Source organism: Flavitalea flava (assembly GCF_054461575.1).
In genome coordinates this window covers 81,580-108,201 of the sequence record NZ_JBTLQH010000010.1, presented here as the reverse complement: position 1 = coordinate 108,201, position 26,622 = coordinate 81,580, and the positions used below count along the sequence as shown (strand labels likewise).

The following is a 26,622-nucleotide window of genomic DNA, read 5'->3' as shown; positions in this document are numbered from 1 at the left end:
CGCCGGGGTGTTCGTGTGTTGAAGCGGGCTCTGGTCTACTATCTTTGATCCTATATTTTGCTGGTACTATTCTATTTTTTAATCAGTTTGAACAGACTTTCATCGACTTTCAACAGATAAAGACCTGGAGGAAGCCCTGCGGCCTGCAATTGCAGGGAATTAGTCGATGTGGACGGTTTGCCGGATTGGATGGTCCTGCCCTGGAAATCCCTTAGTTCATAACTATGGATCGGTTTGGGGCTGGAAACGGTTATCGTGCTTATAAAGGGGTTGGGGTAACAGGAAATAGCAGTAACAGCCTGGTTGTTGATCTCCTGTATGGCTGAGTAAACACCGTTTGCGTCCTTGTTTTCCAGAAACAGCCGGTAAAAATTAGGACCGCTGGCAGGACTATTATCGGTATAGGTATATTGATGCTGATCCTGGAAAGCAGGGATAGTGGCCAGATTCTCCCAGTTCCTGGAGTCGGCGGAATGCTGAACGATGAATTGATCACCGGTATTATCGGAGGAGGCCGTCCAGCTAAGGACATTGGTATTGTCTTTTTGAGTTGCAGAAAAATTCTGCAGGTTTATGACCAGGGCTCCGACCTGATAAGTGATGGCGATGCTTATATCGTCGACGCCGGCTACTGTTGGCAAGCCTAAGGAGATACCTGCATCGCCGATAAGGTCAGCGGCGATTGCGGCCCCGAAATTGCTGCTTTTTACGATTGCTGGTGTCAGTGCGACTCCCCAGGTATCGGTTGGTCCTCCATAGGTGATGATTCCTTCTGTTGTCGACCAGTTGTTTGCAGGGCCAGTCAGGGCATGATCCGTACCCGTTGGAGTACCGGCAACAAGCAGTTTAACAGAATGGTCGCGGACATGTGTATTTAGAGACAGGAGGCTCTGAAATTGATGTTGAATCTTGACCGTGACGCCTAAAATAGTGGCTCCGACAGGAATAACAGAGAAATCGAATACGGTTTCAGTTAGATAATGGGAGGTAACCGAAACCGGGTTGATCAAACTCAGGCTAAGTAACTGACCTGCTGTGGCGAAGGTACCGTCGCTGGTCTGGGCATTGGATGGATTGACCCAGGCAAAGGCCCCGATCGAATTCAAATCAGCACTGGTAGTTCCATTCATATCGGCAGTAGTAACCTGCGCGGACAGAGAAATCGTAGAAAGGCCAAAAGCTGCAATTAAGATCGATTTAGAGGTAAAGTTTTTCCATTTCATAGTATTAATTTGAAGAATGAAGATTTTTATTCATGTCTACTACTATGAAACACCTTGGATTAACAAAAGGCTGTTCGAAAAAGGGCGACAGAACAATGCCTAAGTGCAAACACTTAGGTAACCATAGGTCTTGGGATCAAAAACCAAATAATAGTCTGTTTTTTGCCTCAGCTTGAAATCTAAATGGCAAAGAGCCCTGAAATCATTGCAGGGAGCCGCATTCCGGCATTTATGGGGATAATAGCAGTTTTTACCGGACTTTTTTTGCATAAGGCTTTAGCCGGACTTTTTCCGGGGCATTCCTAAAGGCTTACGTGGGTACATTCAATTTTTACAGGAGTCTGAATTCATCTCCGTCGAATAAACCGAGATCTCCCAATTTGAGGTGAGGGATGACGAGAAGGGCCATGAAAGATAGTGTCATAAAAGGAGCTGATAGATTGGAACCCAGGCTCTTAGCCAGGCCGTCGAGCGCGGTATAGGATTCGGCGATGGCATAACCATTTTCCTGGCTCATGAGCCCTGCCACAGGGAGGGGCAGGATCAATTCGGTACCATTGTCCCCGGGAATGCCAGTGGGATCTCCTCCCGGATCCACGCAGCTCAATCCGCCTTTATGCCGGATCACCAGGTTGACGGCACGGCAGATACTCTCATCGTCCACTCCAACGGCAACGATATTATGGCTGTCATGCGCTACAGAAGAAGCCAGGGCTCCTCTTTTAAGGCCAAAATTGCGGATAAAGGACTTGGCAATAGGGGCTGGGTTATAACGGTTAACAACGACCAGTTTCAATATGTCTTTTTCGGGATTGCTTTGCAGATGACCGTTGTCAGGCTGTACTTCTTTAAGAGGGATCGTCAGTTTGTTGGTAATGAGTTGACCATCCATGGCTTCGATAAGATAAACCTGCTCGACGTTCTCCTGTTCTCCCCATTTATCCAGCAGATAAGTAAAATCGGAAGGGACCCGGGTCTGGCAGCTGAATTTATTGATAGGTTCATCCACCTTAATGGTTTCATGGGCACCCCCTTCTACGCAGGGAGTGGGAGTATTGATCAGGGACCTGCCGTTTTCGGCAACCAGTTTCCCCCGGATATAGGTCTGTAATACCTTGAATTTTTGAATATCCTCCACCACGATAAAATCTGCAGGGTCGCCGACCCGCAGCAGACCGCTGTCCAGCTTATAGTGCAGAACCGGATTCAGACAGGCTGCCTTCAGGATGTTGAACAAGGGGACTCCTTTGGCGATAGCACGGGCACATAGCTTGTCGATATGACCCAGGACCAGGCTATCGGGATGTTTATCATCGCTGCAGAACATTATCTGGTCGGGATGATCATGCAGCAGACCGATCAGCGCATCGAAGTTTCTGGCGGCGCTGCCTTCCCTGATCAGGATCTTCATCCCGTATTGCAATTTTTCCCTGGCTTCAGCGGCGGTAAAACATTCATGATCGGTGCTGATCCCCGCATCGATATAATCTTTGGCCATTTGGCCGCTCAGACCGGGAGCATGGCCATCGACCGGTTTGCCGCACCTTTTGGCGGCCGCTATTTTTTGCATCACCTCTTCATCCTTATTCAATACGCCGGGAAAGTTCATCATTTCACTCAGGTATTTAATGGACTTCCGGTTCAGCAATTCTTCGACAGCGGTGGCATCGAGGTTTGCCCCAGCCGTTTCCCAACGGGTGGCGGGTACGCAACTGGGGGCGCCGAAATTAAAATAGAAAGGCACGGTCTCACCATTGTTGATCATAAATTCAATACCGGGTAAACCGCATACATTGGCGATCTCGTGCGGATCGCTGACCGTTGCTATAGTCCCATGAACTACCGCCAGTCTCGCGAATTCCGAAGGAATGAGCAAGGAGCTTTCGATATGGACATGAGCATCGATAAAACCGGGAAGCAGGAATGGCAGGTAGGGGGAGGGCTCCATGTCCAGGGGGGTAACGGAGCGAATAATCCCGTCTTCGATTACTATTTCTGCAGTATAAATTTTTTCCTGAAAGATATCTGCCAACCTGCCGGTGATCCTTTGCATATGTTTGTTTTACCACAAAAAAATTAAATATGTTTTACTAAAAGCAGTTCGCTCGGCGAAAACTGCCGCCTTATTGCGGCGGAAAATTAAAGAAATAAAACCGCAGGTGGCATACCTTTACTTCTTATTTTCATCCAATAATTCTAAAACCTTTTATTTATATGAATCATAAACAAATTTTGCCAGCCTGTTCTTTGATGGTCCTGGTTTTATTTTCTTCGGGAATCCGTGCCCAGTCTGCTGAAGAGATTGTTGCCCGTCACGTAGCTGTCCTTGGCGGAAAAGAAAAACTGCAATCGATCCATTCCGTTTATCTGGAAGGAGTTGCCGTAATGCAGAATGGCGGAGAGATCGATTCGAAGAACTGGAGGGTGCAGGGCAAACTCTACCGTCAGGAGATCTCCTTACCCATGGGTAATGTTGTCGTCATCGTTACTCCGGCCCAGGGCTGGAGTTCCAGCCCCCGTGACGGAGGCGTATTCAAAGCAATGAGTGAAGAACAGGTAAAGAGCCTTCAACCCCAATTGGAAGCAGCCGGTCCTTTGGCGGATTATGCAGCAAAGGGGGATAAAGTGGAATTGCTGGGTAAGGACACTGTCAACGGCAACGAGTGTTATAAAATAAAACTGAGTTTCCCTACCGGACAGTATATTACTTATTCCATTGATACCAAAACCTATTATGTCCTCCGGGAAACCCGAAAGGGCGGCGGTATGATGGGTGGCGGCGGAGGCGGTGGCCGTCGTCCCGCGGATGGGGAGTTCAATATCGATTTCAGTGATTACCAGAAGACTCCGGATGGATATGTTTTTCCCTTTACTATCGTTGCCGGTGGTTTCGGAGCAAAGACCAGCGTTGAAAAACTGGAAGTGAACAAGGTGACGGACGAAGAAGCCCTGAGTAAACCAGGCAAATAAATCAGCCAGACAAAGAAGATTAACTTATCAATAGGATGGTCCATTCTAAGGCAATAGAATGGACCATTTTTCGTTTACCAACTTAGGGAATCCAATTTTGGGAATCCAGATTCAATCCAATTGAAGAACCAATTACCGGTCGTTTGGAATCGCTGGGATCCGGCGGCCCGTAAAAAATCCAATTATCGGATGAAAAGAGCGAGTGTATTGCTCCTGTTAGGCACGGTTATGTGTCTGACCGGATCCTCACAATCATTTGTGGGTTATGGCTATGATAATTATTCAGGAGTCAACAGCCTGTTACTCAATCCCGGGATGGTAGCGGATAGTAAGTACAAACTGAATGTGAACATTTTATCGGCCAGTGTCCTGGCGGGCAATAATGCCTATGAAATGGACCGGAGTAAATTGTTCGGGCTTAAGTTTTCCGGGCTGAAGGAGGGAGACGGTTATTACAAAGCCAAAAATACCGACTATAAATTTGCTTATGTGAATGCGGATATCCTCGGACCTTCCGCCATGTTCAATATCAATGCACGCAACGGTTTAGGCATTACTACCCGTATGCGTACCATGGGGAATCAATACAATCTCAGCAATGGGCTGTTCCAGTTACTGGGAAAGGCAGATCCCGGTTTTTACAACACGGATATCTACAACCGGAGCCTTCAGACAAAAATGCATTCCTTTGCCGAAGTCGGTCTGACGTATGGATTGGTCCTGAAAAAGGACTGGCGTCATGAATTCAAGGCTGGGATTACGGTTAAATATATTGCGGGGCTTGCCCTGGCCTCCCTGTCCTCAGGGCAGATGCAGGTAAATTTAGACCCTGCAAATAATATTACCACCCTGAATGCGGATATCACCGCTCAATATTCTTCCAACCTGGATAACCTGGGAACCGGCAAATTTACCGATGCTCTTAATAAACATACGGGAAATGGTTTGGGGCTTGACGTTGGGATGGTCTATGAGTGGAGGGATGAAGGGCCTCCGCCGGGGGATAGCAGCGCTTCACCGGGTGGATGGCTGAGCCATGACCACACTCCTTATAAAGTACGGTTGGGTATTTCCATAACGGACGTGGGATCTGTGAATTATACCAAATCCCCGAACGGACAGACCTATTCGATGAATGCTGCCGGGCACAATGCCGGAGAATTGCAGAAGCAGGATGGGGAGACCTATGATCAATATCTGAACCGGCTCAAGACCAGTGGCCTGATCGTCGCCAAAGGCACGACCTCCCCATTAAAGGCAAATCTTCCTACGGCTGTCCATGTCAATCTGGACTGGCACGTTTACCGCAGAATTTTCCTGGATGGGGATATGCTCCTCAATATGGTTTCTACAACGAATTTAATAAGCCCGAATTATGTTACCACTTTTACGCTTACACCGAGGATGGAGAAAAAATGGATGAGCATTTATTCTCCTCTTTCCTATAATGCAAATGGTCTTTTTTCCTGGGGAGCCGGGGTCCGTTTCGGGCCGGTATTTGCAGGAAGCGGAACCGTTTTGTCGAGCCTCATGCACAGCCGGATAGCGGCTGCGGATTTTCATGTAGGGCTTACCATTCCCATATTCAGAAATAAGGATAAGGACAAGGATAAAAAGACCGATACCCTGTACAAAAAGATACTCATTACGCATGATAAGGATGGGGACGGGGTAGTGGATGAAAAGGATGCCTGCCCGGATTCTGCTGGTCCGATCGCGCTGATCGGCTGTCCTGACAGGGATGGAGATGGAGTGCCGAACAATAAAGATAAATGCCCGGATGTCAAGGGTTCCCCCAATTTCGCGGGTTGCCCTGCGCCGGACAGCGATGGTGACAGCGTGAACGACGATGAGGACAAATGTCCCCTGGTAAAGGGATTGGTTTCCAATCATGGTTGTCCTCCTATCCGGCCCGAGGTGATACAAAATCTGAACAGGGCTGCTGACCGGATCTTCTTTGTCCGGGCCAAGGCGGTGATCGAGAAGAACTGTTATTCGGAATTAGATAGAGTAGTAGCCATTTTGCAGGCAGACTCCACGCTGCATCTGCATATTGAGGGCCATACCGATAGCGAAGGAACGGATGCACGCAACAATGCTTTGTCCCTGAGACGGGCCAAAGCTGTCAAACGTTATTTGGGAGCTAAAGGCATCCCTGCGTCCAGAATGGATACAGAGGCTTATGGCAGCAAGCGTCCTTTAGCGTCCAATGATACAAGGGAAGGTATGGCTCAGAACCGAAGAGTGGAAATGGACCTGACGAATTATTAAATTCCCTACATTCGGTTAATGGGAACCATAAAAGAGGTGTTGACCTTTCTTTTAGGGATGGGAATGATCCTGGCAGGGATCATGCACTTCAGAAAAACGAGAATGTATCTTCGGATCATCCCGGAATTTTTTCCCTTGCGTATACCCATCGTACTGGTATCCGGTGTGTTGGAGCTGGTGACAGGAGCCGGGCTCTTCATTCCGGTTTACCGGCAGCACGCCGCACAGCTCATTCTGATCATGATGATTGGATTTCTTCCGCTTCACATTTGGGATATATTCCGGGAGAAACCGGCCATGGGAACCAGGAAACTGGCTCTTATCCGTCTTCCTCTGCAATTCCTTCTGATCGCATGGGCCTGGTTCATCGGTTTTTAATGTAGGTTTGCGGAAGTAATTTCTTGTAACGAAAATGGCAAATCCTTATATCTCGCTGCTTCGGACGGCCTGGCATTATGCACGCAGGGAACGGAAAAAATATGTGCTTGTTTATGCTATGTTTTTCACAGCGAATCTCGTCATTTCACTTAACCCCATTCTTTTCGGATGGTTTATCGGTAAGGTTCAGCAGGATGCTTCACAGGTTCTGAAATATACCTTTATTTATATCGGCGTTTATATCGGTCTGAAGTTCGTCCAATGGTGTTTTCACGGACCGGCAAGGATCATGGAACGCACGCTGTCCTTTCAGCTCAGCCGGAATTTTCTGCAGGAGCGGTATCAACAAGTACTGCACCTGCCTGTAAAATGGCACCAGGACCATCATAGCGGAGCTACGATCAACAGGGTCCGTAAAGCTTATGAGGCGCTCCGTGAGTTTTTTGACAGGGGGTTCATGTATATCAATGCGTTGACGAAATTCCTGTTCTCCGTAATTGCCATGCTATATTTTTCTCCGCTGTTCGGATCCATTGCCGTTTGTCTGGGAATCCTTACCATTTTTGTTATCCGGACATTCGATAAACCATTTATCAGGGCACTGGAAGAGGTCAATGAAAAGGAACATATCGTATCGGCCACCCTTTTTGACAGTTTGTCCAATATTATGACGGTGATCACCCTCCGCCTGGAAAAAAGCATGGCGACCGGCTTGCTGAAAAAGGTGCAGCAGATCCAGCAGCCATTCCGTAAAAGCGCGCTCATCAATGAATGGAAATGGTTTTGTGCTGAAATGCTGATTGTGTTTATCTACGGGATGATCACCGTTGGGTATATCTATCAGCATTGGAAGCCGGGTAGTGTTTTCTATGTGGGAGGGTTGGTGACCTTGCTTGCCTATGTCAACCAGTTTACCAGCGTTTTCCAGGATATCGCCTGGCAATACACGGATATTGTTCAATACAACACCTATGTGCAAACGGCGTCGGGCATCAGTGACGCCTATGCCCGCCAGCACCGGGCAGACCTGCCGCAGGGTCTTCCCGCGAATTGGCAGGAGATCAGGATCAGCGGCCTGAATTTTTCCCACCGGGAAACCTATGATAACGGGCAGGGCGCTCAGAGCCTTCATGATCTGCATCTTCATATCCGCCGGGGGAAAAAGATAGCGCTGATCGGTGAAAGCGGTAGCGGCAAAAGTACCTTGTTATCCTTATTGCGCGGTTTGTATCTGCCTGAGCCGGGGCTAAAGATCGAAGTGGATGGCATTCAGCGTGGGCTGGATCAACTCAATGAAACGGTCACTTTATTTCCCCAGGAGCCGGAGATATTTGAAAATACCCTTGCCTACAATATAACGCTTGGCCTTCCTTTTGAAGAAGAGGAGATCCGTCGTGTGAGTGAAAGCGCTCATTTTTCTGAGGTTATTAATGAATTGCCGCAAGGGCTGGAATCGGATATCCGGGAAAAAGGAGTTAACCTTTCCGGAGGCCAAAAACAGCGTCTGGCCCTGGCGAGAGGAATCCTGGCTGCACGTGACAGTGACCTGGTATTGCTGGATGAGCCAACCAGCAGCGTAGACCCCAGGACAGAAGCCCTGATCTATGAGGGATTATTTGCTGCCTTTTCCGATAAGGCGATCATTTCCTCGATGCACCGGCTACATTTGCTGAACCGGTTCGATCATGTATATGTACTGCGGCAAGGCCGGATCGTGGATGAAGGCAACTTCGAATACCTGCGTGATAACAGCCCCGTATTCCAGGAATTATGGCGGCACCAGAAGGAGGCCGGACCTCTGCCCGGGTAATGGGAATTATAGTTCACTTTTTCACCGGCTAAGCATGTACAGGTTGGCGGTCTTGTAAGACAGATCTATCTGGTGACTGAACCGGAATCCTGCTTTTGGGAATAAGGAATTTATCCAATCCTTGTCAGGATCGACTTCGGCAACAATTCTGTTCACCTCGGGGAAGGACAAAAAATAGCTGACAAAGACTTCTATTAAGGCGAAGGCATGGTCCTGTACAACCAGGGGAGCCATGGTCAGGCGAAGGCCATAATCTCCCGGTCTGGCCTCGTAATACAGGCTGATCATATCTTCCCGGACCTTAAAGACCTCCAAAAGACATACAGGCAGGGTATTGATCTCTCCTATAAAGGATTGTGCACAGGATGATTCCTGCATGAGGGCATAAGTTTCCAGGAATTCTGCAGGGGGATTTTTCCCAGCCTTCAACGGACCGCCGACCTCATTTTTTAACCAGTTGTAAATAACGGGTATATCTCCTTCCAGTGACAGGGGCCTTGCGCTGACGGTAATCTTTTTTTCGGGCAGATACGTATTCGGTAAGGGATATTGAGTCTCCGCAAGAAGAAAGGACATGCACAATTCGGGGTGGCTCCTGGTTTTGTCCACGTTTTTGCGGATACGCGAACGGTTATAAGGTTTAATGGACATAGACATAGCAATAAGTTTGAAAATTATCAGTAACGTCCAATCAGAGCCTTATCAATAAAATAAAAAATGGGGCAGGGTGGAAGGCGAAGGGTTCATTGTGCCCGGTTAATGAGGAGCCAAATTGATAAAAAAAAGAAGGCAGACCGCATTATTATCCTGAAAGATCCGGAATATATGTCCAATCCATTAGGGTTACCTACATGGAATCACTTATTTTTCGGCTATGCCCGGACAGGAAAATGCCCAAAAAAAGGTATCCGGAAGGATACCTTTTTTTCTATAAAATATAACCGGATGTATGTAGAACCTGGTTCATGTAAGACCGGACGGCCGTGAATTAAATGATCCCCGCCAGTTCCAGGCTTTTTTTCTTCAGTTTGCGTATTTCCACGTCTTCAATAATGGGCTCCGGCGTCAGGACAAGGGAAGTGTTATTTTCCTTCCACCAGGTATTCTGGCTGATCTCCCGGAAATGAAGGACACCTATCAGGTATTTGCGATCGGTTTCCGCATGCCATTCTTCGATCCATTCGAATTTATCCCGGGGAATATATCTCCAGTCATCAAAGCTCAGATAGACGCGGACAAAAAATTCCTGGGTCAGCTCATGCGGTTTGTGATGATAGAGTTTTTTGTATTCATATTTATACTGGTAACGCAGCGCGGAAAGATCGCTGAGAACAGCGGATGCCGTAGGGAAAGAGCCTGCGCCTTTACCATAAAAGAACTGTTTATCCGAAAAACCACTTTCGATGACCACCCCGTTATATTCATTTTTTACGAAGGCCAGGTGATCGTCCTGTTTAATGAATTGAGGCAGCACGAAGGCGGCAATCTTCCCGGTCTCCAGTTTTTTAGCCTGGGCAACCAGTTTAATATCGTAATGTTTTTCACGGGCTACCACAGCGTCTCCTGCCTGTATATTCTGTATGCCGTTAAAAACCAGGTTGCGGGTTTCTTCAATGATACCATAGGCATGTGTCAATAGAAAAGTCCATTTGTTGGCGGCATCATAACCTTCAACATCGAGGGAAGGATCGCTTTCTGCAAAGCCCAGTTGTTGGGCCAGCAGGAGTGCATCCTGAAAATCCAGCTTATCCTCGAACATTTTGGTGAGGATAAAATTGGTGCTGCCGTTCACGATGGCTTTTATTGAATGTAAAAGGTCGTTATCGTAATACTCTTCCAGGTTGCGGATAATGGGAATAGAGGCGCAGGCTGCCGCTTCATAAAGGAAGGATCCGCCGGTATCCTGTTGTAACTGCAATAATTCCGGTAGGTGTTCGGCAATCATTTTTTTGCTGGCGCTTACTACGGACTTGCCGTTCTTAAGAGCTGTGGACACGATCTCGAAAGCCGGTCCCGATTCGTTGATCACTTCCACGATCACATTGATGGAAGGGTCGTTGAGAATAGCGTCCCGGTCAGTAGTGAACAATCCAACCGGAGCTTCTCTTTTCTTCTGGGGATTTTTGATGCAGACCTTTTTTATTGATGCATTCAAAGAAGGCGTTTGTTGTAAAACCTTGTACAATCCTTCCCCGACTACCCCAAATCCGAAAAGACCTATTGTCAACTGCTTATGTGTTTCCATATTGATTATATCGCTTATAATTATCTTGAAATGGTTAGAACCTTCCTCCGGCCCGGATATCGGGAAAGGAGTGCAAATTTCCGCTTTTTACGGAAAATAATACGATTCCGAAAAAGGATTTTTTTTATAGCGTTACATTCGCGCATCACATTCATTATCAATGGATTGCCAGTCGTTAAATTTTTCCAGGCCGCCCCTGGCCTTCCAGAAGTATACTTTTTTTATACGTGGTTCTTTTTATAAGCCATAAAATCCTGCACCAGTTTTTCAATTTGTTCGAACTCCAGCAGGAACCCATCATGCCCATACAACGAGGAAATGGATCGGAAGGAGGCTCCGGGTATCCCGTCTGCCAAAAATTGTTGTTCGGACAAGGGAAAAAGGATATCCGATTCAATACCTATGACCAATGACTTTGCACGGATCTTTTGCAGCGCTTTTTCCAAACCGCCCCTTCCCCTCCCTGTGTCATGGGAGTCCATACTTAGGCTTAGCTGGTAATAACTGAATGGTGAAAAACGGTCAGCCAGTTTGTCGCCCTGGTACCGTTGATAAGAGGCAGCTCCATTTCTGCCCTTTAACGCTGGTGTTTCCGTCACATAGGACTCGTCCCGGGGTTGCAGCATACCATAGGTCTCATAATTCCGGTACGAAAGTAAAGCCGATGACCGCGCTGCCTTCATTCCTTCCATCCCTGCCGTATCTTTTCTTTCTTTCCAGGTACTGTCTGCTTCGATGGCCATTCTTTGTGCGGTATTAAAAGCGATTCCCCAGGGAGAGTGCCGGGCATTGGTAGCGATAGGAAAGATGAATGTAAAAAGGTCAGGTTCCTCAATGGCCCATTCCAGCAGTTGTTGTCCCCCCATACTTCCTCCGATGCCGGCATAGATCTTACGGATACCCAGCGATTTCCGTAAAGGTTGATAGGTGCGGATCATATCTCTTGTCGTAAACAGGGGGAAATCGTGATAATAGGGTTCCATAGTGAGCGGGTCCGTATCCAGCGGATTAATGCTTCCGTAACAGCTTCCCGGCATATTCACACAAACGATAAAATAGCGGGCAGGGTCAAAAAGTTTGCCTGTTCCGATCAAACCGGGCCACCATTGAACGGGGTCGCTGTTTGCCGTCAGCGCATGGAACACCCATATGGCGTTGTCTCCTGAATCGTTCAGTTTTCCGTAAGTAGTATAATCCAGGTGCCAGGCCGGCAGCGTCGCGCCGGATTCCAATCCGAAGGGTTCGTTCTTTTTGAATACCATATGTTAAGAACGACGACCAGCCTGTTAAACAGGCAGGCCGTCGAATTGATCGAATGAATGGTTAAAGACCTTAATTCTGATACAGGAATATTAATGGTGACACCAGACTGGTTATACCAGTTCTTTCGCGAAGACTTTTTCAAAAGCCTGTTCGAAATCTGCCTTAATATCCTCAATATGCTCGATACCTGTACTGATCCTGATCTGGTTGGGCTGAACCCCGGCTTCGACCTGTTCGGCTTCGCTTAACTGCTCATGAGTCGTGGAAGAAGGGTGGATTACCAGGGTCTTCGCATCTCCTACATTGGCCAGATGGCTTGCCAGTTTCAGGGAGTCGATGAACTTACTGGCATTATCCTTTCCGCTTCGTTTACCATCGCCTTTGATGCCGAAGTTAAGAATGCCGCCAAACCCGTTCTTTAAATATTTTGACGCCAGTTGATGATAAGGGCTGCTTTTCAGGCCAGGGTATTGCACGAATTCGACCTGGGGATGACTTTCCAGCCATTGGGCCAGGACGAGCGCATTATCCACATGGCGTTGTACCCTCAGGGATAAGGTCTCCAGGCCCTGAAGGAGCAGGAATGAATTAAACGGCCCTTGTGATGGCCCGAAATCACGCAGCCCTTCGACTCTTGCCCGAATGGCAAATGCGATATTGGGCAGGCCCAGGGGATTACCTTCGCCGAAAACTTCCCAGAACTTAAGACCGTGATATCCTTCGGAAGGTTCTGTGAAGGCGGGGAACTTTCCGTTGCCCCAGTTATAATTTCCACCGTCCACAATCACGCCGCCGATGGTTGTGCCATGACCTCCGATCCATTTGGTGGCGGATTCAACGACGACATTTGCGCCCCATTCGATCGGGCTGAACAGGTAACCTCCGGCGCCGAAGGTATTATCGACGATCAGGGGAAGATCATATTCTTTGGCCAGATCTGCGAATTTGGCAAAGTCAGGAATATTGAGCCGGGGATTGCCGATCGTTTCCAGGTAAATCGCCTTGGTATTCTTGTCGATATGTTTTACAAAGCTTTCTACATTGTCTCCATCGGCGAAGCGGGCTTCGATTCCCAGGCGTTTGAACGCTACTTTGAATTGATTATGGGTGCCGCCATAGAGATAAGTAGTGGTTACGAAATTGTCTCCGACTTGTAGGATATTGTTCAGGGCAAGGAACTGGGCGGCTTGTCCCGAAGCTGTGGCTAGAGCCGCCACCCCGCCTTCCAGGGCGGCGATGCGTTGTTCAAACACATCGGTAGTGGGGTTCATTATCCGCGTATAGATATTACCGAAAGCCCTTAAGCCGAACAGGTTGGCCGCGTGTTCGGAATTATCGAATCCATAGGAAGTGGTTTGATAGATAGGAACGGCCCTTGATTTGGTGGTAGGGTCGATTTGTTGACCGGCATGTAATTGAAGAGTTTCAAAACGATGCTTGCTCATAAAATTTTTTTTTAAAGTTGAGTGATAAGTTTTTTTGCCGTCTTTTATTAGTTGTTGTACTCTATAAAAGTAGTCGACATTTTTATAAAGCAGCCTTGTTTTTGCCGGTATTTTCCCTGGGACGGGGGGATTCCTTTATCCGGCAGGATCCAGCCATTGTACGGTTGATCCCATTGTTCCAAAGGTAATTTCCCCGTCGTTTATGCCAGGACCTTCTCCACGGTCTTTGTTTCCAAACCGGCCTTTATTTTGCTGACGTCCACGATTTTATCAAGGGCCTGTTGCAGGTCTTCCAGCAAATCTTCGGTGTCTTCCAGACCGGCAGAAAGGCGAATCAGGCTATCTGTTACCCCCGCAGCCTGTCTTTTGGCCGCAGGTATGGTCTTGTGGGTCATCGTCGCCGGATGGGAGATCAGGCTCTTGATACCGCCCAGGCTCTCGGCCAGTTTGAACAGGCCGGTAGAGGTTACGAAGGAAATCGCTGCCCCTTCCGTGTCGTTTTTCAGACTGAATGAAACGATACCGCCGAATCCTTTTGCCTGTCTGCGTGCAATAGCATGACCGGGATGATCCTTCAGGCCGGGGTAATATACTTTATCGACGGCAGGATGGCCGGTGAGGAATTCCGCAATGGCCTGTGCGCTGGCGCTATGCTGCCGGATACGCAGGTGCAGGGTCTCTATACCACGGATCAGCAGCCAGCTGTCGAACGGGCCGAGGATATTTCCGCAGGCGTTCTGATAGAACTTTATCTTTTGTCCCAGTTCAGGATCTTTGGTCACCACCAGGCCGGCGATCAGATCGCTATGGCCTCCCAGGTATTTGGTTCCCGAATGAACTACAATATCAGCTCCCAGCGAAAGAGGTTTTTGAAGGGCGGGTGAAGCAAAAGTATTATCCACGCAAAGTAAACATCGGTGAGCCCTGGCAATTTTCGCGATCGCTTCGATATCGGAGATCTTCAGCGTTGGGTTGGTGGGCGTTTCAATCCAGATCAGCTTTGTTTTTGGGGTAAGGGCATTAAAAATGTTTTCCGGATTCGTAGCATCCACATAGGTTACGCTGATCCCGAACTTACGGTAGACCTGTTCGAAAAGCCGGAAAGCGCCGCCGTAGATATCGTCGACTGCAATGATCTCATCGCCTGTTTCCAGTAATTTCACCACAGCGTCGATAGCCGCCAGCCCGCTTCCGAAAGCCAGGCCTGTACTGCCATTCTCCAATTGGGCGATAAGGGATTCCAGCGTTGCGCGTGTAGGGTTCCCGGAGCGGGCATAGTCATACCCTTTGTTTACGCCGGGTGATTCCTGAACAAAGGTGGACGTCTGGTAAATAGGAACGGAAATTGCGCCGGTTAAAGGATCTACAGGAATACTGTGAATGAGTTGAGTGGTCGGTTGCATAATTTGGCTCTCCTGATTTCTCTCTGACGAGAGTGTTTTGTTTTTAAATAGTGATTCAATCGATCACTCTTATAAGAAACCAGCAAATAAGCATCAGGAGAGTCTTTCTTTTTTTGCTTCACCCTTTTTCGGAACCTGTGGTTGTTCCTGCCCTCCCTTTAGGAGGGTGGTGGGTAAATAAAAAAACTCTTCTGATAGTCAGAAGAGCTTTGCATATAGTGTAGTGGTATACTATTGTCAAGGCGGAATCTGACTTATCTGTCCCGATATTCCATCGGGATGGAGTTGGCACCTTACTTTCAGTTTGTTAATTACAAACATCAGCAGGTTGTCAAGGCTTCTTCGGGCCATTTCCCTCAGCCTTTCTTGATAAGAGATGTACTAAGAACTGGTGCAAAGATATAAATCCTTATTCCATATTTCCAAATCTTAGCCGGTTAATTTTAAAAATAATCTACTAACCTTGTAGACTTTTAGCCGGCACCTGCCCTTCCCTTTCTCCTTCTTCGCCCTTTCCTTCCCTTCGCTGCCCTCGCACATGCCTTGTCCTTCCCACGCCTTTCCTACGTCCCCCCCTTGTCCTCCCCTTGTCCTTCCTATTTGGTTCAAGACAGGCCGGCAGCGAAATGGTTTAAATTTTTTATGAATTGATTTACAGGCAAATACAGCTGTTTTTGGAAGAAAAAACCTCATGGATTAACGGACAGATAACCCATTTTGGAACGGTTTTTGAAACCCTATGCCCATACGATGAGGGATATCTACCTAAAAATTCACTAATATGAAAATGGTAACTAAATGGTCTGCTGCCTTCGGCGGCATAACTGCCCTCATTTTGTTCTTTGCCTGTAATAAAAGCAATTCTTCGGGATCCAACCCCAATATTCCGGCCGGGAAATCCCAGGTATCCGTTTTTTTAATGGATGATCCGATCCAGTTCACAAAAGTTTTGATTGATATCCGGCAGGTAGTCGTATTGATCGATACTGCATCCAAACAGACAGAAGGGGATGAGGATGATCAATGGGATGATAATTTTTGCGGTCGTCACCGGAATCAGGATAATAAATCGGTCATTTGGGATACCCTTTCCATCAAGCCGGGAGTATATGATCTTTTGCAGCTCCGGAATGGAGCCGATACCTTATTGGCATCAGGGCAGTTTCCCAGTGGAAAGATCCTGAAAGTGAAGATCACATTAGGTTCTGATAATACTGTTTATACAGACAGTACCACGTTCTATCCGTTGGAGGTCTTCGGCCCGCATCCCTATTTTACGATCAATGTACGCAGGGAAAACGTTTCCTCCGTTGCCAGCAATGATTTCAAGCTCTGGCTCGATTTCAACCTGGCAAGATCGGTTTTCTTCTGGAACGGAACCTATCTGCTTAAACCCTATATCACAGTATTCAACGATGTGCAGAAAGCAAAAATACAGGGTCGGGTAGATCCCGATCATTCGGTTGCGCTGATCACCGCTTTTACGACTACCGATACTTTATATGCTATTCCGAACTGGGATGGAAAATACCTGTTCAGAGGAGTGCCGGCAGGAACCTATTCTCTGAATTTCAAAGGATTATTCGGATACAAGGATACGACGATCAGTAATATAGTAGTCGATTCCATGAAAGTGGTTCAGGTACCTACCGTTAAGCTTCATAAATAAATAGCTAAAGAGCTTTATCCATAATCATTACCAACCAATCCTATAGCGGGGCTGACTAAAAAGGTCAGCCCCGCTTTTTTTTCAAAATTATACCTTGACCGTTTTCCATTTTCCTTTTTTGAAATAATACCAGCTAACGATGGCGATCAGCATTTCTGCAGCCGGTATCGCAATAAATGCCCCTGTTGCTTTCATATCCAGACCCTTGGACAGGTAATAGGCCAGTGGGGTTTGGAACAACCAGAAACAAACAAAATTGATAACGGTGGGGGTCCGGGTATCCCCGGCCCCATTCAGCGCCTGTGTCATCACCATGGCAACTCCGTAAAAAATAAAACCGGATCCGATTATCTTCAACGCCATCGAACCTGTTTTTATGATAGCCTGATCCGATGTAAAAAAACCGATGATCGGGGTGGAAAAAGCCAGGAAGAGAATCATGACGAAACTCATCAGGAGCGCACTGTATTTTGCCGTGAGCAAAACACTTTTTTCCGCTCTTTCAATTTTTCCCGCGCCAAGATTTTGTCCCACTAAAGTGGCGGCAGCGTTACTGAGCCCCCATGCAGGTAAGATAAAAAAAACAAAATTCCGGAATGCGATCTGATATCCCGCAGATGCCGTGGTACCGCCGGTTTCGGCAACCAGCCTGGTAAGCACGATCCAACTTCCGCTTGCGATTATGAACTGAATGGTAGCCGGCCATCCTATCCGGATAATGGATTGGATGATCTCCTTTTGAAACCTGAAATAACGGCTGTGGAATTTTAAGATCCCGCTTCCTTTGAATAAATGATAACATTGATAAAGTACGCCCGAACTTCTGCCGATAAGCGTTGACATAGCCGCCCCTTTCAATCCGAAGAAATGAATAAAGACCGGGCACAGGATGATATTGAGGATGCTGGCTATCCAAAGGCTTTTCATGGCCATGGCTGCATTGCCTGCCCCCCGGAAGATCCCGTTGATCAGGAACAGGAGAATGATGACCAGGCAACCTCCCAGGGTAATGCGGGTGAAGATGGTTCCTTCGGCTATCACTTCCGGGCTTGCTCCCATAAGTCTGAGGATATCCCCGGCAAAAATAATTCCGGGAATGCTCAACAGCAGCGTTACCAAAAAGGCGATAATCAGGGATTGGGCGCCGGCGTGGGCTGCGTCTGCGGGATTCTTTTCGCCGATCCTTCTGGCGACAATGGCCGTTGCAGCTGTACTGAGCCCGATGGCCATGGAATAGACGATGGTTACCGCTGATTCGGTAAGACCAACCGTAGCAATGGCATTCTGCCCTAATTTGCTTACGAAAAAAATATCCACCACAGCAAAAACGCTTTCCAGGCTTAGCTCAAGGATCATTGGTACAGCCAGCAGAAAAACGGCCTTGCGGATACTCCCTTCCGTATAATCCTGCTGTTCTCCGTTGAGGGATAAACGGATGGCATTAAAAATGCGGGTAACGGGTCCTGCGGTTGGTTGTTTTTCCATTTTCTGATGATTTCCAATCAAGTGTATAAGAATGAAGCTGTTAAAAAAATGAATCCGTTAAAATAGGGCTGTTATTATTTGAAGGTCAAATATAGGCAGGGTTCAGCGTTCTCAGGAGCCGTGAATATGACATTCTGAGGGGTGGATTGCGACGGGAACGCTGGGAATGGCTCCAATTTTCCTGATCATACTTAGGTAATCTGCAAACCTTCTCTGCATTCCAAATGTTGTTCTTACCTTAGTAACTTATTTAGCAAAATCTATTTAGCAATTTAGCGTTTTGTTTGCCCGATTTTGTTGATTGGATTCCGAAAAGGATTAAAAACAAAGGAATATTGACCTATGGCGACATCAGGAAAGAAGGCTGCAACAACGTCCGCAGTAATGACGACCTCAGCAGTAAAAGGATCAGTGACGAAGAAACCGGCAGCTATTATCACGAAAACAACAGGAACGGAAATAGCCGATGATTTCCCCGAAGGGGACCAGATCGAAGTATTTGGAGCCCGTGTACATAACTTGAAGAATATCGATATCCGGATACCTAAGAATCAATTGGTTGTGATCACAGGTATCAGCGGCAGCGGTAAATCTTCCCTGGCCTTCGATACGATCTACGCAGAAGGCCAGCGGCGTTACATGGAAAGTTTTGGCGCCTATGCCCGTCAATTCATAGGTGATATGGAAAGACCGGATGTGGACAAGATAACCGGTCTGAGCCCTGTTATCTCTATCGAACAAAAAACCACCAATAAAAACCCCCGCAGTACGGTAGGAACCGTGACGGAGATCTATGATTTTCTTCGGCTGCTTTATGCCCGGATAGGGGATGCCTTTTCCTATAATACAGGCAAAAAGATGATTAAGTTCAGCGAGGAGGAGATTGTCGAGAACGTATATAAAAAATTTAAAAATAAAAAAATTTCCATACTGGCCCCCCTGGTTCGTGGCCGCAAGGGGCATTACCGGGAGTTATTCGAGGATATCCGGAAAAAGGGCTATCTGAAAGTAAGGGTTGACGGGGAAGTAAAGGACCTGGTTGCTAAAATGCAGGTCGACCGGTACAAGATCCATGATATAGAAGTAGTGATCGACCGGATGGCCGCAACGGAAGATATGAAGGTGCGTCTGAGTCAAAGTGTACAAAAAGCCCTTCAGATGGGAAAGGATCTGCTCTTCCTGCTCCTCAATGACGATAACCGGCTTATCCAGTATAGCAAACAGTTGATGTGCGAAGACAGCGGGATCAGTTATGAGGAACCTTCGCCTAATACCTTTTCCTTTAATTCCCCTTATGGAGCCTGTCCCGTCTGCAAGGGCTTAGGGGTGGTTTACCAGGTAAGTATGGATGGGATCATTCCCGATCCCTCCAAAAGCATTAATGAAGGTGCTATAGCACCCCTTGGAGAAGAAAGAGAATCCTATGTTTTCAAACAGGTTCAGGCTCTGTCGAAAAAGAACAAATTCAGCCTGGATACTCCTGTCAAAGACATGCCCAAAAAGGCGTTGAACCTGGTCCTTTATGGCAACGAGACGGGAAATACGGAGGTCAATCTGGACTTTGAAGAGGCAACGGCCAAGGGAGAGACCTATGCCACCGAATATGAAGGACTGGTCAATCAATTGAAAAGATGGTTTGCTGGTGGTACCTCGGATGCGCTCCGGGAATGGGTAGAGAAATTCATGGAGCTAAAGACCTGCGAAACCTGCAATGGCGCCCGCCTTAAAAAAGAAAGTCTGTATTTCCGGGTGGGGGAAAAAAATATTTCCGAATTAAGCGCCATGAACCTGGATCACCTGCTTCAATGGTTTGGCAATATTGAAAAAAAGCTGAGCATTAAACAGAACACGATCGCCAAAGATATTCTGAAGGAAATCCGTGAACGGCTTCAGTTTATGCTGGACGTAGGGCTAACCTACCTCACTTTAAACCGGTCTTCCCGTACGCTCAGCGGCGGCGAATCCCAGCGGATACGCCTGGCCACCCAGATTGGTTCGCAATTGCAGGGGATTACCTATATCCTGGACGAGCCGAGCATCGGTCTGCATCAACGGGATAATCAACGGCTTATCGTCGCTTTGCAGAATTTGAGGGATATAGGTAACAGTGTGATTGTTGTAGAACACGACAAGGATATCATGATGGCTGCCGACTACCTGGTGGATATAGGTCCCAAGGCAGGTTTTCATGGAGGCAGGATCGTGGCCCAGGGCCGTCCTCCTGCTTTGCTGAAACTCGATACCCTTACCTCCTCCTATCTGAACGGGCATCGTAAAATTGAAGTTCCGGCAGAAAGAAGAAAAGGGAGTGGGAAATTCCTGGAATTGAAAGGCGCTAAAGGAAATAACCTCAAAAATGTGGATGCGAAATTTCCCCTGGGAAAATTCATTGTCGTGACAGGAGTGAGCGGCAGCGGTAAATCCACGCTTATCAACGAAACACTGTATCCGCTCCTGAGCAAACATGCCTATGGTTCGAGGATGCCCATACTGGAATACAAGAGTATAAAAGGATTGGAAAATATAGATAAGGTGATCGAGATAGATCAGTCTCCTATCGGGCGTACCCCGCGAAGCAATCCTGCTACCTATTGCGGATTCTTCACGGATATACGTACTCTTTTCGCTTCCGTTCCGGAAGCTAAGATCAGGGGATATAATGCAGGCCGCTTTTCCTTCAATGTTAAGAGCGGGCGTTGCGAAGTTTGCGAGGGAGGAGGTATGCGGGTCATTGAAATGAATTTTTTACCCGATGTTTATGTCCATTGCGAAAAATGTAATGGCCGGCGTTATAACCGGGAAACACTGGAAATCCGGTACAAAGGAAAATCCATCAGCGATGTATTGGATATGACGGTTGAGGAAGCCGTGGAGTTTTTCCAGAATGTCCCTTATATCTACCGGAAGATCAAAGTCCTGGAAGAAGTGGGTCTGGGTTATATCACCCTGGGTCAGTCGGCAGTCACGCTGAGCGGAGGAGAGGCGCAGCGGGTAAAATTAGGGACGGAGCTGGGGAAAAGAGATACCGGAAAAACCTTTTATATATTGGATGAGCCAACTACGGGTCTTCATTTTGAAGACATCCGGCATCTGCTGGATGTCCTGAATAAGCTGGTCGACAGAGGTAACAGCGTGCTCGTGATCGAACATAACCTGGATGTGATAAAGGTCGCTGATCATATTATCGATCTGGGGCCTGAAGGGGGAGATGGAGGCGGCCGGATCTTGTTCGAAGGAGTTCCGGAAGATCTTGTAAAGAACAAGGAAAGTTTTACGGCTGCATTTCTGAAAACAGAATTGGAATTGTGATTTTTCCGGCAATTTGACAACCACCCGATAAGGTAACAACAGCAAGTAGTATAAGAAAGAGATAAATTATATGGAAAGAGTGTTAATAGACATGGATGAAGTGATCGCGGACCCGATGGGAGAGATGATTGAATGGTACAGGAAAAATTACGGGCTGGACGTGGATTGGGATAAGATGTTGGTGGGTTCCTGGTTAAAAGGTTTTCCGGAACAGCATCAGGGACTGGTCCGGGAAAGATTGCTGGCTCCCGGTTTTTTTCGTAACCTGCCTGTCATGGAAGACAGCGTGGACATATTGCGGCAAATGAACGAACGGTATGAAGAGTTCATCGTTTCGGCGGCCATGGAATTCCCTAATTCGCTAAAGGACAAGCTGGAATGGCTGCTTGAACATTTCCCTTTTTTTACCTGGAAACAATTAACCTTATGCGGCAGCAAGGATCTGGTATATGGGGATTATATGATCGACGATCATGTCAAAAATCTGAGCAACTTTAAAGGCAAACAATACCTCTTTACTGCTGCCCACAATCTTGAAATTACCGGGTATGACCGGATCAATAACTGGAAGGACGCCGCAGATATTTTTTTGCGGTAATTTTTTCTACGGGTACAGTACTGCCTCTTAACACCTGTAAGGAATGTCGAAAACCCATTTGACAAGTCTTCAGGAGGGAAGATTTAATCTTTTTAAGACCTTCTGTTTGAATATTCCACCCAAGGGGATCTGTTGCTTGCCGATTTCAATAATGTTCCCTTGAATGGCGGTAACAGCATTCAATGCGATCATATACGAACGGTGGGTCCGGATAAACTTTTCCGCAGGCAACAGCTCCTCGATCAGCTTTAAATGCGAGCCAACCAACATGGTCCTATGTTCGGGCACAGTATTATTTTTTAAATAGATCTTTGAAAAGTCTTTTAATGCTTCCACATATAAGATATCGTCCAGCATCACTTTTACCATCCGGCTATCCTGCCTGAAAAATACGTGATCCACCACTTTCGGTGGCAATCGCTCTTCTTTGGGAGGAATTCCCATTTTCTTCATGTCCATATGCTCCAGGGAAGGCAAGGCAAGCAGATTTTGTGCCTTTTCGGCGGCCTGTAAAAACCTTTCTTCCGTTACCGGTTTCAGCAGGTAGTCCACTACGCCCAGATCGAACGCATTTACGGCATATTGCGCATGAGCCGTTGTAAAAATGATCAGGGGTGGATTTTTGAGAGAGCGTAAAAAGTCTAATCCCGAAAGGAGGGGCATTTCAATATCGAGGAAAAGGATATCGATGGTTTCACGGCACAAGGCCTCATAAGCCTCTGCGGCGCTCATACAAACCTTCGAAATCTCCCAGTTTTCAAGCCTGCTCACATAAGTTTGAATAAGGTCCCTGGCCAGGGGTTCGTCGTCTACTATGATACAATGAATGGTCCTCATGACAGTATGAAACTTAGTTTCAGGATAAAAATATTATTCATAGTCGTTAGTTCCCAGGAATGATTGTCCGGATAATAATACTGGAGCCTCTTTTGCATGTTCTGAAGTCCTATTCCTCCCGGCCGGCCAGGTTTGCGGGGATCGAAACTATTCTCCATGGTTAAGGAAAGCTGATTGCCTGCCAGCTGTAAGTCCATACTGATATAACTGTTTGGCAAATGATCCGCAGAATATTTAAAGGCATTCTCGAAGGCAGGCATAAAAAGCAGGGGAGGAATAAAGTAAGGACCACTGGCAGCCCCTCCGTAAAGAGAAGTAGCCCTGGAAGCCTCGTTGGTAGCCGGAGAATCAAAATCTTCCGGGTAAGTGAATTCCACCCTGGTTTGATTGAGCCGTAGCTTTTCCAGTTCAATATAGTCTTTTAATAACCGGATCTCTTTTTCCAATGAGGTTTTATCTTCATTGCATTCATATAAAGCAAACCGCATAAAGCCGGACAGTCTTGCAATGGTTGCTGCAGCCTCTTCCTTTTTATCATGTATTACCAGGGAATAGATATTGTTTAACGTATTGAAAAGGAAATGTGGATTCACCTGCGCTTTTAGAAAATTGAATTCCAGCTGTAGGTTATCTTTTGCCAATTGTAATTGCTGTACGGTCTGCCGGAAATAACTGCGTCCGGTCTTTAGCGCAATGGGAAGGCTTAGGAAAATCAATAGTTCGTACAATAGCCCTAAGGAGAACAGGCGGGACATAATGATGCCCGAGACGGGGCCTTGTAAATAGTGATAATATACCGGCTGATTTTTCATCAACTGAGATGCACAATCCCGGCATTCCCGGAATATAGATTTGTCTCCATAGGAATCTGCACAGGCATAAAAGAAGATCAACAGGACAAGGGCCAGACTACCCCGGACATATCTTTTTTTTAATAAAAGAGACGGAAAAATAAAATACATTAAGGTGTAATAAAATGTGGCCAGGATCAGGGTGCTTTTGATGGCGACCAGCCAGGTGGCTGGAGTAGTGGAATACCCATTAAAGGAGATCGTGCTGAAATAGTAACCGCTGCCAAAAATAAATGACCAGAATAAGACATGTGCGCCCGCGCGCATTTTTGGGTTGCTGTAGCTTTTATCGAGTATGCTTTTCCATTGCATCGATAAAACTAATAATTTTTAGCCTTATCGTAATAAATACCGATCAAGCCCTGCTTTCTGCCAATGAAAACGGCTTTTCAGGGAATAAATGCATTCGCGGTGGATACCAACAGGCGGCAGCAGGGAGTGATCAATAAAATCTTTGTTTAAAGGGTAATCTAAAATAGGGAACGGATCAGGTTTGTTCAACCTGCGGATATTCGGATTTTACTAATTTCCCTGCGTGCCTGGTGGTTATACGTTGTACGGATTATTAAGCTTTTTTTTGCCTGGCCTTTGCCAGCCTTTGCCATGCCTTTCCCATGGTTTTACCGGACATTTAATTGCCCGGTCTCGATCCGGTCATCATTGCTGAAAACCTGGAACAGATAATTTCCTTCGGTTATATTGGTCAGGACAGTTGTTTCATGATTGCGGATACTGGCCTGATGGACCAGTTTGCCGTCCATATCGAACAGGTACAATTGATATACCTTCCTTTCTTCCCCATCGGCGGAAAAGAAAAGTACCTGCTGGTTGGCATCAGGATATAACCTGACTTTATTTTTTTTGCTGGTTTTTGACTTGTTGACCAGGATACTATGTACAGTATCCGGGACAAGGCCGGCCCGGGCCGCTGTTTGAACGGGTGTTTCCGATGCAAACAAGGATAAATTCAGCGCCATGGAAAGGCTCAGGGCGGTCAGGCCATAGAGCGCTTTCGGAAATCGGGACGTTTTCTTGCAGAGTACAGTTTTATTCATAAGCACCTGTTGACATTGATATATTATATCAATAAAAAAGTAGGGTACGGATCAACAACAACTAAAAACGATCGATCAACAACTAAAACTATCTTTTACTGGTTCGGAAAATCAGTATAATCACTTTTCCTTCAGTTAATAATTCCCTTTCTTTAAACCTTTATAAAATTAGAATCTCAACAACGGGCAATGGGTTGAATTTCTCCAACGTTCAGCGCTTCCCCCGTTTATGCGAAACCCAATCTTGAAGCCTGCTGTGAAATAAGCATCGTTCTGTTTAGGATCACCTCTTTTATTGTCGGGCTGATAACCGGCACCGGGGGTGTTCTTAAGCGGGCTTTTATTGGCCATGGCCTTTGCCATTACAGCCTGCGATGGCGTAAGATATTTGTCGAACAAAGTGGGGTCGACAAATCTTGTGCTTACGTCATCTATATAATCGGTAAAGGTCTTTCGATGAATGATCTCGAAAGAGACGTTCACGTTTTCACTGAAATAATATTTGATACCTACACCCATCGGGATATTTAATTGTGTCAGGGCGTAGTTCTTTCGAGTCGGGAATTCGGGGAATCCTTCGCCTTCTGTATGCAAAGGCTTCAGGTCGACCCAGTTGACATCTCCGTTAGCGTCCCTGTAACTTCCCTGTGGATTAAAATGGAAAGCGCCCAGCCCGATCACTCCATAAGGTCTGAGACGGCCTGTAACATCCTCCGGGTCTTCTTCCAGGAATACGGTCGGATAAAATTCCGCCATCAGGGTGCCTTCTATAATTTTAGACCGGAAATCAAGGTTTCTGGCGAGACGTGTTTCTTCATCTCCTCCTTTACCCTTAATGATGGCATCGTCTCCTTCTATACTACCATAATTCAGAGATAGCCGCAAACCCAGCCATGGAGCGGGGTACGCTGTCACGTAGGCGCCAAAGGCCAGCTTGGTCGTACCCATATTGTAGTCCTTGATAAAGGTGGTTCCTTTTCCTGCGTGCCCCCCAAGGTCACCAAGAAAGACAATGGGCCCTACGGTAATACCGGCCTCTGTCGTGTTTTTGTAATCATCCTGACTGTGAGATGGGAAATGCATGGATAGAGTTACTACCAGCAAGAACAAACACTTCCACAACAAGGAGTGTAGACTCTGTTTCATGAATATTAGATTTTAGTTTTCCGATGGTTTGGATTCCAGCGCTTTTAAATAAAAGGACCGGGTCTCTTACAAGAAACGAAAAATAGGGTTTTAATTGTGCATCAAAACCCAACTAATTTATCCACAAAATTCCCAATTGAGGAATTACAGAACCTGCATTAGGAGATCTACTTTGTTCGTAGGAAATTATACTTAACAGGCTGGTGTAAATCTACTTAGTGTTTTACGGGAGGAGCATTTCAATATGCTCGATTCCATCTTCCAGGTAGATGGCGCCGGTTTCAAGGAAGCCAAAAGATTCATAAAAATTCTTCAGGTAATATTGTGCGCCGATCCGTATAACCGTCTTTCCGTTAAGGCCGTATGCTGTTTCAATGGCTTTTTGCACCAAGGTTTTGCCTATACCGTGTCTTCTTGCTTTTGGGGAAGTTACGATGCGGCCTATAGAAGATTCGGCATAGGAAATCCCCGCAGGAACGATACGTGCGTAAGCAAGCAATTTTCCGGAGGCCCAATACATTAAATGATGAGAAGATTGGTCTTTATTATCTGCATCCTGAAAAACACAATTTTGTTCTACCACAAATACTTCGTTGCGTAGCTGCATTATCGCATAAAGCTCTGCAGGCGTCAGGTCTTCGAATTTTTTTGAAGTCCAGTTCAT

The 26,622-nt window shown here is 46.7% G+C and carries 20 protein-coding genes and 1 riboswitch; of the genes, 7 read left to right on the top strand and 13 right to left on the bottom strand.

Annotation, left to right across the window (positions count from 1 at the left end):
* Nucleotides 1-71: 71 nt before the first annotated feature.
* Nucleotides 72-1,223, bottom strand: a complete 1,152-nt coding sequence (locus ACX0G9_RS11905; protein WP_459065128.1) for a T9SS type A sorting domain-containing protein — start codon at nucleotides 1,221-1,223, stop codon at nucleotides 72-74.
* Nucleotides 1,224-1,554: 331 nt separating this feature from the next.
* Entirely contained in the window at nucleotides 1,555-3,276 is a 1,722-nt protein-coding gene (gene ade, locus ACX0G9_RS11900) for an adenine deaminase (RefSeq protein WP_459065127.1), read from the bottom strand.
* 161 nt (nucleotides 3,277-3,437) lie between these two features.
* Between ade and ACX0G9_RS11895 the strand changes: the two genes are divergently transcribed.
* From ACX0G9_RS11895 to ACX0G9_RS11880, 4 genes are all read left to right on the top strand, one after another.
* Entirely contained in the window at nucleotides 3,438-4,193 is a 756-nt protein-coding gene (locus ACX0G9_RS11895) for a hypothetical protein (protein ID WP_459065126.1), read from the top strand.
* Between the two features lie 189 nt (nucleotides 4,194-4,382).
* Nucleotides 4,383-6,464, top strand: coding sequence for a DUF5723 family protein (locus ACX0G9_RS11890; protein ID WP_459065125.1), 2,082 nt, complete (start codon nucleotides 4,383-4,385; stop codon nucleotides 6,462-6,464).
* Nucleotides 6,465-6,482: 18 nt separating this feature from the next.
* Nucleotides 6,483-6,842: a DoxX family protein gene (locus ACX0G9_RS11885; RefSeq protein WP_459065124.1), complete on the top strand. Its 360-nt coding sequence runs from the start codon at nucleotides 6,483-6,485 to the stop codon at nucleotides 6,840-6,842.
* Between the two features lie 34 nt (nucleotides 6,843-6,876).
* The gene (locus ACX0G9_RS11880; RefSeq protein ID WP_459065123.1) at nucleotides 6,877-8,652 is read left to right on the top strand and encodes an ABC transporter ATP-binding protein; all 1,776 of its coding nucleotides are present in this window, start codon (nucleotides 6,877-6,879) and stop codon (nucleotides 8,650-8,652) included.
* A gap of 21 nt (nucleotides 8,653-8,673) precedes the next feature.
* Here ACX0G9_RS11880 and ACX0G9_RS11875 read toward each other — a convergent pair whose 3' ends face one another.
* The 5 genes from ACX0G9_RS11875 to ACX0G9_RS11855 all read right to left on the bottom strand — a co-directional run bounded on the left by ACX0G9_RS11875 (nucleotide 8,674) and on the right by ACX0G9_RS11855 (nucleotide 15,008).
* Nucleotides 8,674-9,309 (bottom strand): GNAT family N-acetyltransferase, encoded by a 636-nt coding sequence (locus ACX0G9_RS11875; protein ID WP_459065122.1) that lies wholly within the window; start codon nucleotides 9,307-9,309, stop codon nucleotides 8,674-8,676.
* A 331-nt stretch (nucleotides 9,310-9,640) separates the two neighbouring features.
* Entirely contained in the window at nucleotides 9,641-10,897 is a 1,257-nt protein-coding gene (locus ACX0G9_RS11870) for a homoserine dehydrogenase (RefSeq protein WP_459065121.1), read from the bottom strand.
* A 221-nt stretch (nucleotides 10,898-11,118) separates the two neighbouring features.
* Complete coding sequence (locus ACX0G9_RS11865; RefSeq protein WP_459065120.1) at nucleotides 11,119-12,159, bottom strand: homoserine O-acetyltransferase family protein; 1,041 nt, start codon at nucleotides 12,157-12,159, stop codon at nucleotides 11,119-11,121.
* Between the two features lie 111 nt (nucleotides 12,160-12,270).
* Nucleotides 12,271-13,605: an O-acetylhomoserine aminocarboxypropyltransferase/cysteine synthase family protein gene (locus ACX0G9_RS11860; RefSeq protein WP_459065119.1), complete on the bottom strand. Its 1,335-nt coding sequence runs from the start codon at nucleotides 13,603-13,605 to the stop codon at nucleotides 12,271-12,273.
* 200 nt (nucleotides 13,606-13,805) lie between these two features.
* Nucleotides 13,806-15,008 carry a trans-sulfuration enzyme family protein gene (locus ACX0G9_RS11855; protein WP_459065118.1) on the bottom strand — a complete coding sequence of 401 codons (1,203 nt, stop codon included), beginning with the start codon at nucleotides 15,006-15,008 and terminating at the stop codon, nucleotides 13,806-13,808.
* Between the two features lie 251 nt (nucleotides 15,009-15,259).
* Nucleotides 15,260-15,384, bottom strand: a riboswitch (SAM riboswitch).
* Nucleotides 15,385-15,789: 405 nt separating this feature from the next.
* On the opposite strand from ACX0G9_RS11855, the gene ACX0G9_RS11850 reads away from it, so the two are divergent.
* On the top strand, nucleotides 15,790-16,677 hold the full coding sequence (locus tag ACX0G9_RS11850; protein WP_459065117.1) for a DUF4382 domain-containing protein: 888 nt from the start codon (nucleotides 15,790-15,792) through the stop codon (nucleotides 16,675-16,677).
* A gap of 87 nt (nucleotides 16,678-16,764) precedes the next feature.
* Here ACX0G9_RS11850 and ACX0G9_RS11845 read toward each other — a convergent pair whose 3' ends face one another.
* Nucleotides 16,765-18,162, bottom strand: a complete 1,398-nt coding sequence (locus tag ACX0G9_RS11845) for an MATE family efflux transporter (RefSeq protein ID WP_459065116.1) — start codon at nucleotides 18,160-18,162, stop codon at nucleotides 16,765-16,767.
* Nucleotides 18,163-18,504: 342 nt separating this feature from the next.
* Between ACX0G9_RS11845 and uvrA the strand changes: the two genes are divergently transcribed.
* On the top strand, nucleotides 18,505-21,471 hold the full coding sequence (gene uvrA / locus ACX0G9_RS11840) for an excinuclease ABC subunit UvrA (RefSeq protein ID WP_459065115.1): 2,967 nt from the start codon (nucleotides 18,505-18,507) through the stop codon (nucleotides 21,469-21,471).
* A gap of 70 nt (nucleotides 21,472-21,541) precedes the next feature.
* On the top strand, nucleotides 21,542-22,069 hold the full coding sequence (locus tag ACX0G9_RS11835) for a 5' nucleotidase, NT5C type (RefSeq protein ID WP_459065114.1): 528 nt from the start codon (nucleotides 21,542-21,544) through the stop codon (nucleotides 22,067-22,069).
* Between the two features lie 69 nt (nucleotides 22,070-22,138).
* Here the strand turns inward: ACX0G9_RS11835 and ACX0G9_RS11830 are convergent, their stop codons facing one another.
* From ACX0G9_RS11830 to ACX0G9_RS11810, 5 genes are all read right to left on the bottom strand, one after another.
* Complete coding sequence (locus tag ACX0G9_RS11830) at nucleotides 22,139-22,906, bottom strand: LytR/AlgR family response regulator transcription factor (protein ID WP_459065113.1); 768 nt, start codon at nucleotides 22,904-22,906, stop codon at nucleotides 22,139-22,141.
* Nucleotides 22,903-24,069, bottom strand: a complete 1,167-nt coding sequence (locus ACX0G9_RS11825; protein ID WP_459065112.1) for a sensor histidine kinase — start codon at nucleotides 24,067-24,069, stop codon at nucleotides 22,903-22,905. Before ACX0G9_RS11825 ends, ACX0G9_RS11830 begins: the two co-directional genes overlap by 4 nt.
* Before the next feature lie 308 nt (nucleotides 24,070-24,377).
* Nucleotides 24,378-24,812, bottom strand: a complete 435-nt coding sequence (locus ACX0G9_RS11820; RefSeq protein WP_459065111.1) for a T9SS type A sorting domain-containing protein — start codon at nucleotides 24,810-24,812, stop codon at nucleotides 24,378-24,380.
* Between the two features lie 168 nt (nucleotides 24,813-24,980).
* Nucleotides 24,981-25,958, bottom strand: coding sequence for a hypothetical protein (locus tag ACX0G9_RS11815; RefSeq protein WP_459065110.1), 978 nt, complete (start codon nucleotides 25,956-25,958; stop codon nucleotides 24,981-24,983).
* Nucleotides 25,959-26,181: 223 nt separating this feature from the next.
* The gene (locus ACX0G9_RS11810) at nucleotides 26,182-26,622 is read right to left on the bottom strand and encodes a GNAT family N-acetyltransferase (protein ID WP_459065109.1); all 441 of its coding nucleotides are present in this window, start codon (nucleotides 26,620-26,622) and stop codon (nucleotides 26,182-26,184) included.